Here is a 17,679-nt window from a genome sequence, read left to right as displayed (position 1 = left end):
CGCCGGCCCCCACGGCGGGTCTAGTCTCCCGCCATGACCGACACCGACGTCGTCGTCCTCGGAGCGGGCCTTGCCGGGCTCGTCGCGACCGCTGAGCTCACCGCTGCCGGCCATCGAGTCGTCCTGCTCGACGCCGAGCCCCCCGCAAGTCTCGGCGGTCAGGCCTGGTGGTCCTTCGGTGGCCTCTTCCTCGTCGACTCCCCCGAGCAGCGACGCCTGGGCATCAAGGACTCGCCCGAGCTCGCCCTGGCGGACTGGCTCGGGTCGGCCGACTTCACCGCTGGCGACGACGACCGCTGGTCGCGCGCGTGGGCCGAAGGGTTCGTGGACTTCGCGGCCGGTGAGCTGCGGAGCTGGCTGCACGCACAGGGGGTGCGCTGGTTCCCGCTGGTGCAGTGGGCCGAGCGGGGCGGGTACCTCGCGGACGGTCACGGCAACTCTGTGCCACGGTTCCACGTCACGTGGGGCACCGGACCGGGTCTGCTCGAACCGTTCGTGCGCACGCTGCTCTCGGCGCACCGCCGCGGGCTCGTCGATGTCCGGTTCCGCCACCGGGCGACCGAGCTCGTCACGACCGACGGTCGTGTCACCGGCGTGCGCGGCGACGTCCTCGCGCGGGACGGTGCCGAGCGCGGTGCACCGAGCTCACGAGCGGTCGTCGGCGCGTTCGAGGTGTCGGCGCACGCCGTCGTCGTCGCCACCGGTGGCATCGGCGCCAACCACGAGCTCGTGCGATCGTCCTGGCCCGCTGACGCGGGCACGCTTCCCCGCCGGATGCTCTCGGGCGTCCCGGACCACGTGGACGGTTCAGGGATCGCACTTGCGGGCGCCGCGGGGGGCGCCGTCGTTCACTCGGACCGGATGTGGCACTACCCCGAGGGCATCACGAACCATTCGCCGGTCTGGAGCCGGCACGGCATCCGGATCCTGGCCGGACCGAGCTCGCTGTGGCTCGACGCGGACGGCGAGCGCCTCCCGGTGCCGCTCTTCCCCGGCTTCGACGCGCTCGGGGCGTTGCGGCACATCACGCGACGCGGCGACGACCACTCGTGGTTCGTCCTCGACAAGACGATCCTGGGCGCCGAGCTCGCGCTGTCCGGCTCGGAGCAGAACCCGGACCTGACGGGCAGAGACGTCAGGTTGCTGCTCCAGCGAGCGCTGCCCGGAGCGGTCGGCCCGGTCGAGACGTTCGCCGCCGGCTCGCCCGAGTTCCTCTGGGCCGACACGCCGGGCGAGCTGGCCGCGCGCATGAACGCCCTCGCGGGCAGCGACCGCATCGACGGTGCTCGGCTCGCGCACACGATCGAGCTGCGCGACGCGCAGGTCGCAACAGGGCTGGGCAAGGACCTCCAGGTCGGCGCGACCGCCATGGCGCGCCGCTACGTCGTCGACCGGCTCATCCGTGTCGCCCCGCCGCACGAGCTGCTCGACCCCCACCACGGGCCCCTGCTCGCGATTCGACTCTCCGTCCTGACCCGCAAGACGCTCGGGGGGCTGCTGACCGACACGCGGGCCCGGGTCCTGCGCCCCGACGGATCGGTGCTGACCGGGCTGTACGCGGTCGGCGAGGCTGCGGGCTTCGGAGGCGGTGGGGTCCACGGCCACCGTGCCCTCGAGGGGACGTTCCTCGGCGGCTGCCTGTTCTCGGGGCGCACCGCCGGGCGCGCCCTCGCCGCGGACCTGCGCGCGTGAGCCCCGGGGCGTCGGGCGCTCGCGGCAAACGGTGACCCCTGCGGCCGGCACCTGGCCTCCGCCAACGGCACGAACTGACCGTTCACCCTAGACACGGCCCGCCGATCGAGCCCAGCAGATGCCCAGGGGCACGACGTGTGGATAGGTTCGGACCGTGACCACGTCATCCCCTGTGCCGCCCGAGAAGCCTCGTCCCGCACGACCCACGCGCGCCGCGGCCCGGGACGACGCGGTGGGCACGACGGCCACGGTCCGCGGGGTCCGGCCTGGCCGCCGGAAAGCAGGGTTCGGGCCAGTCGGACCACGGATCGGGCGCATCCCCGTCGTCGACGTCTCGCCGGTCGTCGAGGCCGGCCGATGGCCCGCCAAGGCCGCCGTCGGCGAGGCAGTTCCCGTGCGCGCCACCGTGTTCCGCGAGGGGCACGATGCGGTCGGCGCGACAGCCGTCCTCGTCGGTCCCGACGGCGTCGACCGGTCGCGCGCACGCATGGTCGACGTCGCACCCGGCCTCGACCGCCTGGAGGCCCGGCTCGTGCCCGACGCGCCCGGTGCCTGGGGCCTGCGGGTCGAGGGCTGGTCGGACCCGTACGGGACCTGGAGCCATGACGCGACGATCAAGGTCCGTGCCGGGATCGACGTCGAGCTCATGCTGACCGAGGGCGCCCTGCTGCTCGAGCGCGCCGCGGCGGCGGCGCAGGCGGACGCCGCGACGACGCTCACCGACGCGGCCCACGCGCTGCGCGACGCCGCACGACCAGCCGAGGAGCGGCTCGCGGCCGGACTGTCGACGCCGGTGCGGTCCGCCCTCGACGCTCACCCGGTACGCGACATGGTGAGCTCGTCCCCGGTCTACCCGCTCGTCGTCGACCGCCCGCTCGCGCTCGCGGGCGCCTGGTACGAGATGTTCCCCCGCTCCGTGGGCGCGCGGCACGACCCGTCGACCGGTGCGTGGACGTCGGGGACCCTGACCACCGCTGCCCTCGACCTGCCGCGCATCGCCGAGCTGGGCTTCGACATCGTCTACCTCACGCCGATCCATCCGATCGGCACGACCTACCGCAAGGGTCGCAACAACTCCTTGACCGCGGTGCCCGGCGATCCCGGCTCGCCGTACGCGATCGGCTCACCGGACGGCGGGCACGACGCGATCGAGCCGTCGCTCGGCACGTTCGACGACTTCGACGCCTTCGTCGCCGCGGCACGGCGGCTGAACCTCGAGGTCGCGCTCGACCTCGCGCTGCAGTGCTCGCCGGACCATCCCTGGGTCACGAGCCACCCCGAGTGGTTCACGACCCGCGCGGACGGCACGATCGCCTACGCCGAGAACCCGCCGAAGAAGTACCAGGACATCTACCCCCTGAACTTCGACAACGACCCCGAGGGCATCTACGCGGAGATCCGCCGGGTGCTCCAGGTCTGGATCGACCACGGCGTGACGGCGTTCCGCGTCGACAACCCGCACACCAAGCCGCTGCCGTTCTGGGAGCGGCTGCTCGCCGACGTGCGCGCGACCCAGCCTGACGTCATCTTCCTGTCCGAGGCGTTCACCCGGCCCGCGATGATGCTGGCGCTCGCTCGGATCGGCTTCCACCAGTCGTACACGTACTTCACGTGGCGCACGACGAAGGTCGAGCTCGAGGAGTACCTCACCGAGGTCTCGGGCGAACAGGGGTCCTGGCTGCGCCCGAGCTTCTGGCCGACGACGCACGACATCCTGCCGCCGCACCTGCAGAGCGGTGGCGTCGCGGGCTTCGCCGTCCGCGCGGTCCTGGCCGCGCTGGGTGCCCCGACGTGGGGCATCTACTCGGGCTACGAGCTCGTCGAGAACGTGCCGCGGCCCGGGGTCGAGGAGCAGATCGACAACGAGAAGTACGAGTTCCGACCTCGTGACTGGTCCCTCGGAGACGATCTCGGCATCGCGACGCTGCTGCGGCGGCTCAACGAGATCCGGCGGGCCCACCCCGCCCTGCGCCAGCTGCGCAACCTCACGGTGCACCCGACGACGGACGACTCCCTGCTGTGCTTCTCGCGACGGCTCGCCGCCGAGCACTCCCCGACGGGTGCCGAGGACGTCGTCGTGGTGGTCGTCAACCTCGACCCGCACGCCGGGCATTCCGGCGTCGTGCACCTCGATCTCGTGGCCCTGGGACTCGAGCCGGACGCGGCGGTCCACGCGCACGACGTGCTGTCCGACGAGACGTACACGTGGGGATCCGATGTGTACGTGAGCCTCGACGCTGTCGTGCGCTGCGCACACGTCGTGCAGATCGGACCCAGATGAGCCCCGGCACCCAGCCCACCCCGGTCGTGCCGGCGGCTTTCGGCGGCGTGTCGACCGCGACCGGCCAGCTCGCGCTCGCAGCGCTCCCGAAGCACCGTCAGCCCGTCCCACCAGCACACCCGTCGGGCGCCGAACTGCGCCCGGGGCTCTCGGACGACCCCGAGTGGTACCGGTCGGCGGTCTTCTACGAGGTGATGATCCGGTCCTTCTCCGACTCGTCGGGGATCGGCAGCGGCGACCTGCAGGGTCTCATCGCCCGGCTCGACTACCTGCAGTGGCTCGGCATCGACTGCCTCTGGCTGCCGCCGTTCTACCCCTCGCCGCTGCGCGACGGCGGGTATGACGTCTCGGACTACACCTCCATCGCGGGCCAGTACGGCAGCGTCGCCGACTTCACCGAGCTCGTCGCCGCCGCGCACGAGCGCGGCATCCGCGTCGTCGTCGACGTGGTCATGAACCACACGAGCGACGCCCACCCGTGGTTCCAGGCGTCCCGCTCAGACCCGGAGGGGCCGTACGGCGACTTCTACGTGTGGAGCGACGACGCGACCCGCTACGCGGACGCCCGGATCATCTTCGTCGACACCGAGACCTCCAACTGGACGTTCGACGCGGTGCGCCGGCAGTACTACTGGCACAGGTTCTTCACCCACCAGCCCGACCTGAACTTCGAGAACCCGCGCGTCGGCGAGGCGATGTTCGACGTCGTGCGGTTCTGGATGCAGCTCGGCGTCGACGGGTTCCGCCTCGACGCGGTGCCGTACCTCTTCGAGGCCGAGGGCACGAACTGCGAGAACCTGCCCGAGACGCACGGGTTCCTTCGCCGTCTCCGGGCGATGATCGACACCGAGTTCCCGGGCCGCATCATGCTCGCCGAGGCGAACCAGTGGCCCGAGGACGTTGTGCACTACTTCGGCACGGAGGCGGAGCCCGAGTGCCACATGTGCTTCCACTTCCCGGTCATGCCGCGCCTCTACTACGCAGTCCGTGACCAGCGGGCGGCCTCCATCATCGACATCCTGGCCGACACCCCGCCGATCCCTCGGGGCGCGCAGTGGAGCACGTTCCTGCGCAACCACGACGAGCTGACGCTCGAGATGGTGTCGACCGAGGAACGCGCGTCGATGTACGGCTGGTACGCGCCCGACTCGCGCATGCGGGCCAACGTCGGGATCCGTCGCCGCCTCGCGACGCTCCTCGACAACTCCCGCAAGGAGCTCGAGCTGGTGCATGCGCTGCTGCTGTCGCTGCCAGGCAGCCCGTGCCTGTACTACGGCGACGAGATCGGCATGGGCGACAACATCTGGCTCGCCGACCGCGATGCCGTCCGCACACCGATGCAGTGGACCCCCGATCGCAACGCCGGCTTCTCCACGGCGGACCCCGGCAAGCTGTACCTCCCGCTGGTCCAGTCGCTCGTGCACCACTACGGGCACGTCAACGTCGAGGCGCAGCTCGCGCAGCCGACGTCGTTGCTGCACTGGGTCCACGGCATGCTCACGGTGCGTCGTCGCCACTCCGCGCTCGGGCGCGGCAACTTCGAGGTGCTGACCACCTCCAACGACGCGATCCTCGCGTTCCGGCGCTACACCGACGACGAGACGATCCTCGTCGTCGCGAACATGGCCGCGACGCCCCGGTCTTCCGCCGTGCACCTCCCGGGGCACAAGGGCGCGCAGCTGCACGACGTCTTCGGCGGGGCGCCGTTCCCGGCGATCGGGCCGGACGGCACGGCGCACTTCACACTCGGGTCCCGCGAGTTCTACTGGCTCGTCGTCGATCCAGCGACGGCGCCGACCGAGTCGTCGTGAGCCTGCCGGTCGAGGGGTCCACGCCATGGATGCACCAGCTGTGACGCGCGAGCCGCGCGACGACGCGCTGCTGGGGCTGCTCGGCGAGTGGCTGCGCAGCCGACGCTGGTTCCCCGCCAAGGGCGTCGCTGCCGATCTGAGCTGCGTCGGCGGGCTGACCCTGGTGGATCCGCTCGACGAGGCGGACGTCCGCATCGTGTTCGTGCGGACCGTCGCGCCCGGTGTGGACACCGTCCTGCAGGTCCCGGTGACACTGCGTGCCACCGGCGGGGACCATGCCGAGCGGACCATCGGCGTGCTGCCGGTCGACGAGCCGTTCGCGCAGGACGCTGTCGTCGCGGGCGCACGGACCGATGTCCTCGACGGCGCCGGCGACCCCGCGTTCCTGCGCGCGTGGCTCGCGGCCGCACAGGGACCTGGGGCCGAGGTCGAACCCGAGCGCGCCCAGGTACTCACGGGCGAGCAGTCGAACACCTCCGTGCTCCTGCCCGGATCGGGGCGAGCGGGGGCCGGATCCGCGATCCTCAAGGTCTTTCGGGCCCTCGCCCCAGGGGCGAACCCGGACGTCGACGTGCCTCGCGCGCTCGCGGACGCGGGGTGGGAGAACGTCCCGCGCCCGCTCGCCTGGCTCGAGGCGACCTGGCCGTCGGGAACCTCGACCGTCAAGGGTCACCTCGGCGTCGTGAGCGAGTTCGTGCCGGGCGCGCGCGACGGTTTCGCGCTGGCCTGCGCGATGGCCGGTCGGGGCGAGCCGTTCGCGGACCTCGCGCGCGAGCTCGGCGAGGTGGTTGCCGGCATGCATGCGGCCCTCGCCCGAGCACTGCCCGTCGCCACCCCCCAGCTCGGTGCCGACCGCGCGGGCGAGCTGGCTCGGGCGCTCCGCGAGCGGTTCGGCTGGGCGGTCGCCGCCGTTCCCGAGCTCGGACGCTACGCCGACGGGGTCGCTGCCCTCGCCGCGGGGACCCAGGCCGTCCGCGAGCCGCCAGTACCACAGCGCGTCCACGGGGACCTGCACCTCGGGCAGGTGCTCCGCGGCCACGACCGGTGGTACGTGCTGGACTTCGAGGGCGAGCCGCTCGCACCGATCGCGGCGCGCACGCGCCCCGACCTCGCCCTGCGCGACGTCGCGGGGATGCTGCGCTCGATCGACTACGCGGCGGCGGTCGGCGGTGCGGGTGGCTCGGGCGGTGCCGGCGACGGTGCCGAACGCACGTGGACACCCGCCGAGGCGGACCTCGCCTGGGCCGCGCAGGGACGGGCCGCACTGCTCGACGGCTATCTGCACGGCACACCCGTCGACGACGACGCCGCGATCCTGCTGCGCGCGCTCGAGCTCGACAAGGCTCTCTATGAGGCGGTGTACGAGGCGCGCAACCGACCACACTGGCTGGGGATCCCCCTCGCGGCCCTCGACCGCCTGCTCCCTCAGCCGAGCGACCCCACCACCGAGGTCCGTCCCTGAGCCGGCACCGGCTCAGGTCCGAGCTCGGCTTGCAGCCGCGCCCCTGACTGCCGTGGCGCGAGCTCGCTCTGGAGCACGAGCGCGGCGGCGCCGACCGCGGCCGAGTCCGAGGCGTTCGTGGAGATCGTCACTCGGACGGGGTGGCTCTGCCGCGCGAAGAACGCCGTGCTGAGCAGATCCTCGACGGCCGGCAGGTACAGCGAGCCGGCCAACGCGAACGACGGTCCGGTGAGAACGACGAGGTCGAGGTCCATGATGTTCGCGAGCGTGTGCGCCGCGACGGCCAGGTACCTCGCCGAGCGCTGGAGGATCGCGGCCGCGGTCGGCTCACCGCGCAGAGCGGCCCTAGCGACGGCCGCGAAGCTCTCCGCGACGGACCGTTCGGCGGGTCCGACGTCAAGTCCCGCGGCTCGCGCTGCGGTCACGACGGCAGCGGGTCCGGCCAGGATCTCGACACAGCCGCGGCTCCCGCACCAGCAGGGCGGCCCGTCGATGTCGACGCAGATGTGCCCGATCTCTCCGGAGTTCGAGCTGGCGCCCCGGTACACCGTCCCGTTGACCAGCACCCCCGCGCCGATGCCCGTTCCCATGTACAACGCCGCGAACGCGGACGTCGGTTCGATACCGCCCGCCCAGTACTCGCCGACGGCAGACGCGGTGGCGTCGTTGTCGAGCAGCACCGGGACGCCGACGCCGTCCTCGAGGGCCTCGGCGAGCGGGTACTCGGTCCACGACTCCATGCTCGGGGGCGTCAGCACCATGCCGACGGCCGCCGTGATCGGTCCGGGCGACACGACGCCCAGCCCCAGCACGCGGCTGCGATCGATCCCGGTGCGCGCGATCATGCCGCCGATCTCACGGACGATGCGGGCGACGACCTCGGCGGGGCTGTCGGACCCCGCGCCCGGTTGGCGCCACCGCGTGACGATCGCTCCGCCGAGGTTGGACACCACGTAGGTGATGCCCGCATGGTCCAGGTGCACGCCGATGGCGAACCGAGCGGTCGGGTCGAGCTGGAGCAGCATGCGGGGCTTGCCGCCGGTCGACTCGGCTCGGCCGACCTCCAGCACGAGCCCTTCGTTGATCAGGCGTCGGACGACCGTCGAGATCGTGGCGCCAGTCAGACCCGTCGCGCGCGTGAGCTCGACGCGGCTGATCGTCCCGGCAGCACGGATGACATCGAGGATCGCCGCCTGACTGCTGGTGTGCGCCATCCCGAGACTGGCACTGGTCACGCACTGCCTCCTCCTCTGCGTGCACGTCCTGTGCGCGCGTCGCGCACGGCCCGGTGCGCCACGTCCCCAACCTAACGATCTGGCGACGACGACGGTGACGGGCGACACGCGGGATTGACTTACTTTGTTCGGTTGCCTAAGAATGTCACACAGAGCGGGACGACCAACGCCACCGCCAGGGCACTGACGCCCGAGCCCCGCCGGCCCATCGAGGTGCCGGGCTGCAGAGAGGATCAACGATGTTCCCTCCCGCACGACGAACACGACTCCTGACCGTCGCCGCCATCGCTTCACTCATCTCTCTCACCAGTGCGTGCGCCAGCAGCGGAGACGCCGCTCCCGGCGACGACGCGAGCGTCTCGGGGGGCGCAGGGGCCGCGAGCGACGCAGCCCCGTCGGGCGACATCACCGTCCTGACGTGGCGGACGGACCTGGTGACGGACGGCACCTTCGACAAGTACAAGGCCGCGTTCGAGGCCAAGTACCCGCAGGTCAAGGTCTCCTTCGAGGGGATCACGGACTACGAGGGCGAAGTCAAGACCCGCATGAACACGACCGACTACGGCGACGTGCTGGCGATCGTCAACACCATCACCCCCGCACAGATGCCCGACTTCTTCGAGCCGCTCGGCGACGCGGCCACGATGGAGAAGACCTACCGCTTCCTCACCCCGAAGATCTTCGAGGGCAAGGTCTACGGGATCCCGGTCGTCGGCAACACGCAGGGCATCGTCTACAACAAGAAGGTCTGGGCGGCCGCAGGCATCACGGCGGTGCCGACCACGCCTGAGGAGTTCCTGACGGACCTGAAGGCGATCAAGGACAAGGACCCGTCAGTCGTCCCGCTCTACACGAACTACAAGGACGGCTGGCCCCTGACGCAGTGGGAGTCCCACCGCGGCGAGATCTCGGCCGACCCGGAGTTCGACAACAAGCTGGGCCAGGACGACGCCCCGTGGTCCGCGGGCTCCGACCACTTCGTGATCGACTCGCTGCTGTACGACGCCGTGAACCAGAAGCTCACCGAGGCCGACCCGACGACGACCAACTGGGAAGAGTCCAAGAACCTCATCGCGACCGGCAAGGTCTCCGCGATGACGCTCGGCTCGTGGGCCATCTCGCAGATGCAGAAGGCTGCGACCGACGCCGGCAACCCCGCCACGGACATCGGCTACCTGCCGTTCCCGCACCAGAAGGACGGCACGTTCTACGCGACGGTCGGTGGTGACTACGCCCAGGCCATCAACGTGAACTCCAAGCACAAGGAGGCCGCCCGCGCCTGGATCGACTGGTTCAACACCGAGTCCGGGTTCGCCGACGCACAGGGTGGGCTCTCACCGCTCATCGACTCCAAGGCCCCGTCCACCCTCGCCGACTTCGAGGCGCTCGGGGTCCAGTACGTCCTGCAGAACCCGGCGCCGGCGGGCAAGGAGTCGCTGGTCAACGACATCGACAAGCAGGCCGAGATCGGCCTCTACGCACCCGACTTCGTCCAGCGGCTCGTCGACTCCGCTCGCGGGGCCTCGAGCGAGACGAAGCAGCAGATCTTCGACGACCTGAACGCGAAGTGGGCAGCGGCCAGGGCCACCGTCGCCGCGGGCTGACCCCAGCCTGCGCTACCGCACGTCGCACACCGTCGGTGAGTTCATGGAACACGTGGGAGAGTCCGTATGGCTGGAACCTTTGAGACGACCCGGTCGCGGCAGATGCGACCAGGCCCGGCCGCGACGGGCTCGCCCGCTCCCGTGAAGAAGAAGCGAGGGGGGTGGGGCTGGCGAGGGACGCCGTACGTGTTCCTCGCCGCCCCGCTCGTCCTGCTGTTCCTCTTCACCTACTACCCCGTGCTGAACATGTTCTGGTACTCCCTCACGTCGTGGGACGGCCTGGACAAGACGAAGGATTTCGTAGGCCTGGACAACTACGTGTCGGTCTTCACGCGACCCGACATCTTCAAGGTCTTCTTCGTGAGCCTGTTCTACCTCGGCGGTTCCGTCGTGCAGATGGCGCTCGCGCTGTACTTCGCGACGATCCTCAGCTTCAGCACACGGTTCAAGAACTTCTTCAAGGGGATCATCTTCTTCCCCTACATGATCAACGGGGTCGCCATCGCCCTGATCTTCGTGTACTTCTTCCAGCCCGGCGGCACCCTCGACTCGCTGCTCCAGCAGTTCGGCGCCGGCGGCCTCGTCCAGCAGTGGCTCGGCAACCCCAGCGTGATCAACGTGTCACTGGCCGGCACATCCGTCTGGCGCTACATGGGCCTGAACTTCGTGCTCTTCCTCGGCGCCATCCAGTCGATCCCCGGCCAGCTCTACGAGGCCGCCGAGATCGACGGCGCCAACAGGTGGCAGCAGTTCCGCTTCATCATCGCCCCGGGCATCAAGCCGATCATCGGCCTGTCCTTCATCCTCGCGGTGTCGGGGTCGCTCGCGGTCTTCGAGATCCCCTTCATCATGACCGGCGGCGCCAACGGCTCGGAGACCTTCGTCATCAAGACGGTCAAGATGGCGTTCACACACAACAAGGTCGGGCTCGCGTCGGCGATGGCCGTGGTGCTGCTGGGGATCGTCCTGATCATGACGTGGATCCAGCGCAAGATCGTCCCTGAAGAGAAGGTGAACCTGACGTGAGCTACGTCGCGAAGAGTGTCAAGTACGTCACGCTGGTCCTGGCCGCCCTCGTCACGATCCTGCCTATCGTCGTGATCGTGATGGCGTCGTTCAAGACGCACACGGAGTTCTACGCATCGAGCCCGCTGAGCCCCCCGGCCAGCTGGTTCAACCTCGACAACTACGTGACGGCCTTCACCAAAGGCCTCATGCTCCAGGGGTTCGCGAACACGGCCTTCATCCTGCTGTTCTCGATCGCCGGGACCATCGTCATCGGCTCGATGGCCGCGTATGCGATCGACAGGTTCGAGTTCCGGTTCAAGAAGACGACCGTCGCACTGTTCCTGCTCGCGACCCTGGTCCCCGGTGTGACGACGCAGGTCGCGACGTTCCAGGTCGTGCACTCCCTCGGGCTCTACAACACGCGCTGGGCCGCGATCGCGCTGTTCATGGGCACCGACATCGTGTCGATCTACATCTTCATCCAGTTCATGCGCGGCATCCCGAAGGAGCTCGACGAGGCGGCGACCCTCGACGGCGCGAACCATTTCACCATCTACCGCCGGATCATCTTGCCGCTCCTCAAGCCGGCGATCGCGACGGTCGTCATCATCAAGGGCATCGGTGTCTACAACGAGTTCTACACGCCGTTCCTCTACATGCCGGCCCGGAACCTCGGGGTCATCTCGACGTCGCTGTTCCGGTTCCGCGGCCCCTTCAGCTCGCAGTGGGAGGTCATCGCGGCGGGTGTCATCATCGTGATCATCCCGACGCTCGTCATCTTCCTGTTCCTGCAGCGCTACATCTACAACGGCTTCACGTCGGGCGCCACGAAGTAGGAGCCCCCGGAGCATCCCGACGCGTCACACGCGGGTGGCGCGGACCAACCTCAAGCCCCAGCGAGCCCGGCGGGCTCGCGTGCTCAGCGGTGGCGCGGCCACCCGAGCCCAGCGATTGACCTACTTTGTTCACTTGCCTAAGAATTACCAACCAGAGTGTCTGCTCGGATGACCGCCCGACCCGGGCGACCGTCGAGGGTGTCGCGCGACGACGCGCGGACGGCCGCGAGCACGACCTCACGACGCGGGAGCAGGCCGACGATGATCACGCAGGAGCTGCACGACGGTTGGACCTTGCGAGCTGCCGGCGGCCCCGTCCCTGCCGAGATCGCCCTGGCGATCGTCCCCGCCGAGGTGCCGGGGAGCGTCCACACCGACCTGCTCGCAGCCGGGCTGATCCCCGACCCCTACCTCGACAGCAACGAGACCTCCCTCGCGTGGATGCACCGCGCCGACTGGCGCTACGAGCTGCCGCTGGCCGCAACGGCCCCGGCGGACGACGAGCGCGTGGATCTTGTCTTCGACGGTCTCGACACGGTCGCCACGATCGAGCTCGACGGGTCCCGCGTCGGGCAGACCGCCAATCAGCACCGCTCCTACCGCTTCGACATCGGCGGCCTGCTCGGTACGGGCGAGCACACGCTCGCGGTCCACTTCCGGTCGGCGCTCGAGTACGCCGAGGCTGAGCGCGAACGACTCGGCAGGCGCCCGTCCGCGTACGAGCACCCGCTCAACATGGTCCGCAAGATGGCCTGCAGCTTCGGTTGGGACTGGGGCCCCGACCTGCAGACCGCGGGGATGTGGAAGCCTGTGCGGCTCGAACGCTGGCGCACAGCCCGCCTCGCCCAGGTCCGTCCGCTCGTGACCGTCGAGGCGGACGGGACCGGTCGCGTCGCGGTGCACGTGGACATCGAGCGTGCGGGCTTGATGGACGCCGACGATCTGGCCCTCGTCGTGCGCGCATCGCTCAGGGGGGGCGACGTCGCAGCCGGTGCCGTGACCGCGCAGGCCGTGATGGCGCCGGGAGCAACCACCGCCGTCATCCTCCTCGAGCTGGCGCACGCCCCGCTGTGGTGGCCCGTCGGCCACGGTGAGCAGCCTCTCGTCGATCTCGACGTGACGCTCGACGAGGTCGACGCCGGGGCGGGCGGCGCGCCGCTCGACGAGTGGCACCGCCGGATCGGCTTCCGCACCGTGGAGATCGACACCCAGCCCGATGAGATCGGCGCGCCGTTCACGTTCCGCATCAACGGTCGCCCCATCTTCGCCAAGGGTGCCAACTGGATCCCCGACGACCACCTGCTCACCCGGATCACGCGCGAGCGCCTCGTCCGACGCATCGACCAGGCGCTCGGTGCCAACCTCAACCTGTTGCGTGTCTGGGGTGGCGGGATCTACGAGACCGACGACTTCTACGACGTCTGCGACGAGAGGGGGATCCTGGTCTGGCAGGACTTCCCGCTGGCCTGCTCGGCCTACCCGGAGGAGGAGCCGCTCTGGGGCGAGCTCGACGCCGAGGCCCGCCAGAACGTCGCACGACTGACCCCGCACCCGGCGCTGGTGCTGTGGAACGGCGGCAACGAGAACCTGTGGGGCTTCATGGACTGGGGCTGGCAGGAGGAGCTGGCCGGCGCGACGTGGGGCTACCGCTACTACACCGAGCTGTTCCCGGCCGTCGTCGCCGAGCTCGACCCGACCCGACCGTACGCCGAGGGCAGCCCGTGCTCCCCCGGCGAGCAGCTCGACGTCGTCCACCCGAACGACCCCGACCACGGCACGCACCACCAGTGGGAGGTGTGGAACCGCGTCGACTACACGGCCTACCGCGACGAGGTCCCGCGGTTCTGCTCCGAGTTCGGCTTCCAGGCACCGCCGACCTGGTCCACCCTCGAGCGCGCCGTCCGCAATCCCGACGGCGCCCCGCTCGGCAAGGAGGACCCCGTCTTCCTGCTGCACCAGAAGGCCGACGACGGAAACGGCAAGCTCGACCGCGGGCTCGCTCCGCACCTGGGCGTCCCCACCGACTTCGCCGACTGGCACTGGGCTACCCAGCTCAACCAGGCCCGCGCCGTCGCCTACGCGATCGAGCACTACCGGTCGTGGTGGCCGCGGACGGCCGGCGCCATCGTCTGGCAGCTCAACGACTGCTGGCCGGTGACGTCCTGGGCTGCTGTCGACTCGGACGAGCGCCCCAAGCCTCTCTGGTACGCGCTGCGCCACGCCAACGCCGACCGAACGATCACCGTCCAGCGCCGCGACGACCGCGACGCGCTCAGCATCGTCAACGACACCGCCGAGACCTGGCGCGGCACCGTGCACCTGTCGCGTCAGCTTCTCGACGGGACACCGCTCGCGGCTGCCGAGCTGCCCGCAAAGGTCGCACCATGGTCCGCCGCGACGATCACGCTGCCCGACGACGTCCGCCTGCCCGGCGACCCCACCGGCGAGGTACTCGTGGCCGAGCTCGACGGCACCCGGACCGTGCACACCTGGGTCGAGGACGTGGCCCTCCGCCTCGATCCCGCCCCGCTCGAGGCGAGCGTCACGCCGTTCGACGACGGCTATCGAGTCGAGGTACGCGCCACGTCCCTCGCGCGCGACGTGACCCTCCTGGTCGACCGTCTCGACCCGGCGGCGCGCGTCGACGACGCCCTGATCACCCTCCCCGCCGGGACCAGCACGACCTTCACGGTGCACACGAGCGCCCGGCTGACCGCAGCGGAGCTCACCGGCCCGCTCGTGCTCCGCAGCGCCAACGACCTCGTCCGATCCCGGGCGGTCGGGAGGTCCGGCCGGTCCGGGGCGATCCGCGGGTCCGACGGCCCAGAGCCGACGGCTTCGTCGGCGCCCGCACCCGTCCCGGCCGCTGCCGAGGCCAGCGGCCCGGTCGTGAGCTGAGCAGGCCAGACGCGGTGCGCCCGGCCGTCCGTACCGTGTCGAGGCCGGCGCCCCGGTCGCGTGCTGAGCGGCCGCACGCGGTCCCGGGCACCGACGGTCCACGCGGCTAGGCTGGCCGTCGTGACCAGCAGAGCAGACGCCGTCGGGCTCGTCCTCGCGCGCCCGGCGCGGATGCTGGGACTCGAGCCGTTCTTCATGGAGCTCATCGCCGGCATCGAGGAGACTCTCGCGGGCGAGGGGCGATCGCTGCTCCTGCACGTCGTCCCTGACCACGAGGCCGAGATCCTTGCGTACCGTCGCTGGGGCCAGGGCCAGATGGTCGACGCCGTGGTGCTCGTCAACCTCGTGACGGACGACCCTCGGCTCGACGTCCTGCGCGAGCTGGGCATCCCGACGGTCGTCCTGGGTGGTCCGCGCCGCGACCTGCCGTTCTCGAACGTCGGCATCGACAACGCCCAGGCGATGCGTGACGCGGTCTCCCATCTCCTCTCGCTGGGGCATGTCGACCTCGCCCGGGTGAGCGGTCCGCACACGCTCTTCCACACCCAGGCCCGCACCGAGGCGTTCGTCGCCGAGTGCGAGCGCCGCGGCGCCCAAGGCACAGTCATCGAGGGCGACTACTCCGAGGCGTCCGGTACTCGCGCAACCCGCGCGCTGCTCGGCCGTCGTGGAGCGCCGACGGCCATCATCTACGACAACGACGTCATGGCTCTCGCGGGGCTTGGAGTCGCCTCCGAGATGGGCGTCCCCGTCCCGGAGAAGCTGTCGCTCCTGGCATGGGACGACTCAGCGCTGTGCCGGCTGGCTCACCCGCCGCTGTCAGCCATGAGCATCGACGTACACGCCATGGGCATGCAGGTCGCCGACTGCGTGCTGAACCTCCTTGCCGGCGGACCCGTGACGTCCCACATGGCCCCACTCCCGAGGCTCATCGCACGCGGTTCCACGGCTCCCGTAGCGCCCTGACCTCAGGCGCTCGCAGGTTTCCGGTCGCGTCTCGGTGCACCGTGGCACCGTCGGTGGCAGGGTAGGGGAATGACCCGCCACGCGGCCGTTGCCGTCGAACAGCACGATCTCCGCGCCGTTGCGCACGGGACCTCCCACGCACCCCACTCCGTGCTCGGCCCGCACGTCGGCGAGTCGTCCGTCACCATCCGCACGCTGCGGCCCCTGGCCGACGCGGTCGTCGTCGTGACCGCGGACCAGAAGGTCGCCGCCACCCACGAGCAGGACGGTATCTGGGTCGCTGTCCTCGCCGGGACGTCGGTTCCCGACTATCGGATCGACGTCACGTACGACAGCCTGACAACGCGAGTCGACGACCCCTACCGCTTCCTGCCGACCGTCGGCGAGCTCGACCGCCACCTCGTCCGCGAGGGCCGGCACGAAGAGCTGTGGACGGTCCTCGGTGCCAACCTCCACACCTACCCCAGCCCGCTCGGCGACGTCACGGGGACGGCGTTCGCGGTCTGGGCGCCGAATGCTCGCGCGATCCGCGTCATCGGCGACTTCAACCACTGGCAGGGCGCGACGCACGCGATGCGATCCCTCGGTGACAGCGGCGTCTGGGAGCTGTTCGTTCCCGGCGTCGGCGCGGGGACGCGTTACAAGTTCGAGATCCTCGGCCAGGACGGCTCGTGGCGCCAGAAGGCGGACCCCGTCGCCAAGGGCACCGAGGTGCCCCCCGCGACCGCGTCCGTGGTCGTCGAGTCACACTTCGCCTGGGGCGACGACGACTGGATCACGACGCGGTCGAGCAGCGACCCGCACACCGGACCGCTCAGCATCTACGAGGTCCACCTCGGGTCATGGCGCCAGGGTCTGTCCTACCGCGACCTCGCCACCCAGCTCACCGACTACGTGGTCGACCTCGGTTTCACACACGTCGAGTTCATGCCCGTCTCGGAGCACCCGTTCGGCGGGTCATGGGGCTACCAGGTCTCGTCGTACTACGCACCCACCTCTCGCTTCGGCCACCCCGACGACTTCCGATTCCTCGTCGACACCCTCCACCGGGCAGGCATCGGCGTCCTGCTGGACTGGGTTCCCGCCCACTTCCCCAAGGACGAGTGGGCGCTGGCCAACTTCGACGGGACACCGCTCTACGAGCACCCCGACCCTCTGCGCGGCGAGCAGCCCGACTGGGGCACGCTGGTCTTCAACTTCGGCCGCGCCGAGGTCCGCAACTTCCTGGTCGCCAACGCGACCTACTGGCTCGAGCAGTTCCACGTCGATGGCCTGCGCGTGGATGCCGTCGCGTCGATGCTCTATCTCGACTACTCACGCCAGGCCGGCGAGTGGCGTCCGAACATGTACGGCGGCCGCGAGAACCTTGAGGCGATCGCCTTCATGCAGGAGGCAAACGCGACGGCCTACCGGCGCACGCCTGGCGTCATGATGATCGCCGAGGAGTCCACGGCATTCCCCGGCGTCACGAGCCCCACGGACGCCGGAGGCCTGGGCTACGGCCTGAAATGGAACATGGGGTGGATGAACGACACCCTGCGCTACCTCGCCGAAGCCCCCATCAACCGCCGCTACCACCACCATGAGGCCACGTTCTCGATGGTCTACGCGTACTCCGAGCGGTTCATCCTGCCGATCAGCCACGACGAGGTCGTGCACGGCAAGGGTTCGCTCCTGCGCAAGATGCCCGGCGACGACTGGCAACAGCTCGCAGGCGTCCGCTCCCTGCTCGCCTACCAGTGGTCGCACCCCGGCAAGCAGCTGCTCTTCATGGGCTGCGAGCTCGGGCAGGGCACGGAGTGGGCCGAGTCCACAGGCCTCGACTGGTACCTCCTCGACCACGAGCCGCACCGTGGCGTCCAGAGTGTCGTCAGGGACCTCAACCG

The 17,679-nt window shown here is 70.3% G+C and carries 11 protein-coding genes; 10 read left to right on the top strand and 1 reads right to left on the bottom strand.

What is annotated here, in order from left to right; genetic code table 11:
- The first annotated feature begins 33 nt into the window (after positions 1 to 33).
- The 4 genes from VFW79_RS13105 (at position 34) to VFW79_RS13090 (ending at position 7,246) form a co-directional block, all read left to right on the top strand.
- Positions 34 to 1,692 (top strand): FAD-binding dehydrogenase, encoded by a 1,659-nt coding sequence (locus tag VFW79_RS13105; protein ID WP_329677733.1) that lies wholly within the window; start codon positions 34 to 36, stop codon positions 1,690 to 1,692.
- Positions 1,693 to 1,846: 154 nt separating this feature from the next.
- The gene (locus VFW79_RS13100; protein WP_414647970.1) at positions 1,847 to 3,973 is read left to right on the top strand and encodes an alpha-1,4-glucan--maltose-1-phosphate maltosyltransferase; all 2,127 of its coding nucleotides are present in this window, start codon (positions 1,847 to 1,849) and stop codon (positions 3,971 to 3,973) included.
- Complete coding sequence (gene treS, locus VFW79_RS13095) at positions 3,970 to 5,784, top strand: maltose alpha-D-glucosyltransferase (RefSeq protein ID WP_329677732.1); 1,815 nt, start codon at positions 3,970 to 3,972, stop codon at positions 5,782 to 5,784. The genes VFW79_RS13100 and treS overlap by 4 nt, the downstream gene beginning before the upstream one ends.
- 25 nt (positions 5,785 to 5,809) lie before the next feature.
- Positions 5,810 to 7,246, top strand: a complete 1,437-nt coding sequence (locus VFW79_RS13090; protein ID WP_329677731.1) for a maltokinase N-terminal cap-like domain-containing protein — start codon at positions 5,810 to 5,812, stop codon at positions 7,244 to 7,246.
- On the opposite strand, the gene VFW79_RS13085 is transcribed toward VFW79_RS13090, so the two are convergent.
- Positions 7,210 to 8,481 carry an ROK family transcriptional regulator gene (locus VFW79_RS13085; protein ID WP_329677730.1) on the bottom strand — a complete coding sequence of 424 codons (1,272 nt, stop codon included), beginning with the start codon at positions 8,479 to 8,481 and terminating at the stop codon, positions 7,210 to 7,212. The two genes, VFW79_RS13090 and VFW79_RS13085, sit on opposite strands and share 37 nt — an antisense overlap.
- 239 nt (positions 8,482 to 8,720) lie before the next feature.
- Between VFW79_RS13085 and VFW79_RS13080 the strand changes: the two genes are divergently transcribed.
- From VFW79_RS13080 to glgB, 6 genes are all read left to right on the top strand, one after another.
- The gene (locus VFW79_RS13080; protein WP_329677729.1) at positions 8,721 to 10,085 is read left to right on the top strand and encodes an ABC transporter substrate-binding protein; all 1,365 of its coding nucleotides are present in this window, start codon (positions 8,721 to 8,723) and stop codon (positions 10,083 to 10,085) included.
- A gap of 141 nt (positions 10,086 to 10,226) precedes the next feature.
- Positions 10,227 to 11,111, top strand: a complete 885-nt coding sequence (locus VFW79_RS13075; protein ID WP_414647969.1) for a carbohydrate ABC transporter permease — start codon at positions 10,227 to 10,229, stop codon at positions 11,109 to 11,111.
- Positions 11,108 to 11,929, top strand: a complete 822-nt coding sequence (locus tag VFW79_RS13070; RefSeq protein ID WP_329677728.1) for a carbohydrate ABC transporter permease — start codon at positions 11,108 to 11,110, stop codon at positions 11,927 to 11,929. The genes VFW79_RS13075 and VFW79_RS13070 overlap by 4 nt, the downstream gene beginning before the upstream one ends.
- Positions 11,930 to 12,190: 261 nt before the next feature.
- Positions 12,191 to 14,827 carry a glycosyl hydrolase 2 galactose-binding domain-containing protein gene (locus VFW79_RS13065; RefSeq protein ID WP_329677727.1) on the top strand — a complete coding sequence of 879 codons (2,637 nt, stop codon included), beginning with the start codon at positions 12,191 to 12,193 and terminating at the stop codon, positions 14,825 to 14,827.
- 120 nt (positions 14,828 to 14,947) lie between these two features.
- Positions 14,948 to 15,793, top strand: a complete 846-nt coding sequence (locus VFW79_RS13060; RefSeq protein ID WP_329677726.1) for a substrate-binding domain-containing protein — start codon at positions 14,948 to 14,950, stop codon at positions 15,791 to 15,793.
- A gap of 69 nt (positions 15,794 to 15,862) precedes the next feature.
- On the top strand, positions 15,863 to 17,679 hold a 1,817-nt coding region (gene glgB, locus VFW79_RS13055), incomplete at its 3' end, for a 1,4-alpha-glucan branching protein GlgB (RefSeq protein WP_329677725.1).

The sequence above is a fragment of the Cellulomonas sp. genome, assembly GCF_036279715.1.
Lineage (GTDB): Bacteria > Actinomycetota > Actinomycetes > Actinomycetales > Cellulomonadaceae > Cellulomonas_A.
Note: the sequence above shows the minus strand (reverse complement) of the source record. Positions and strands in the feature narration are given on the sequence as shown.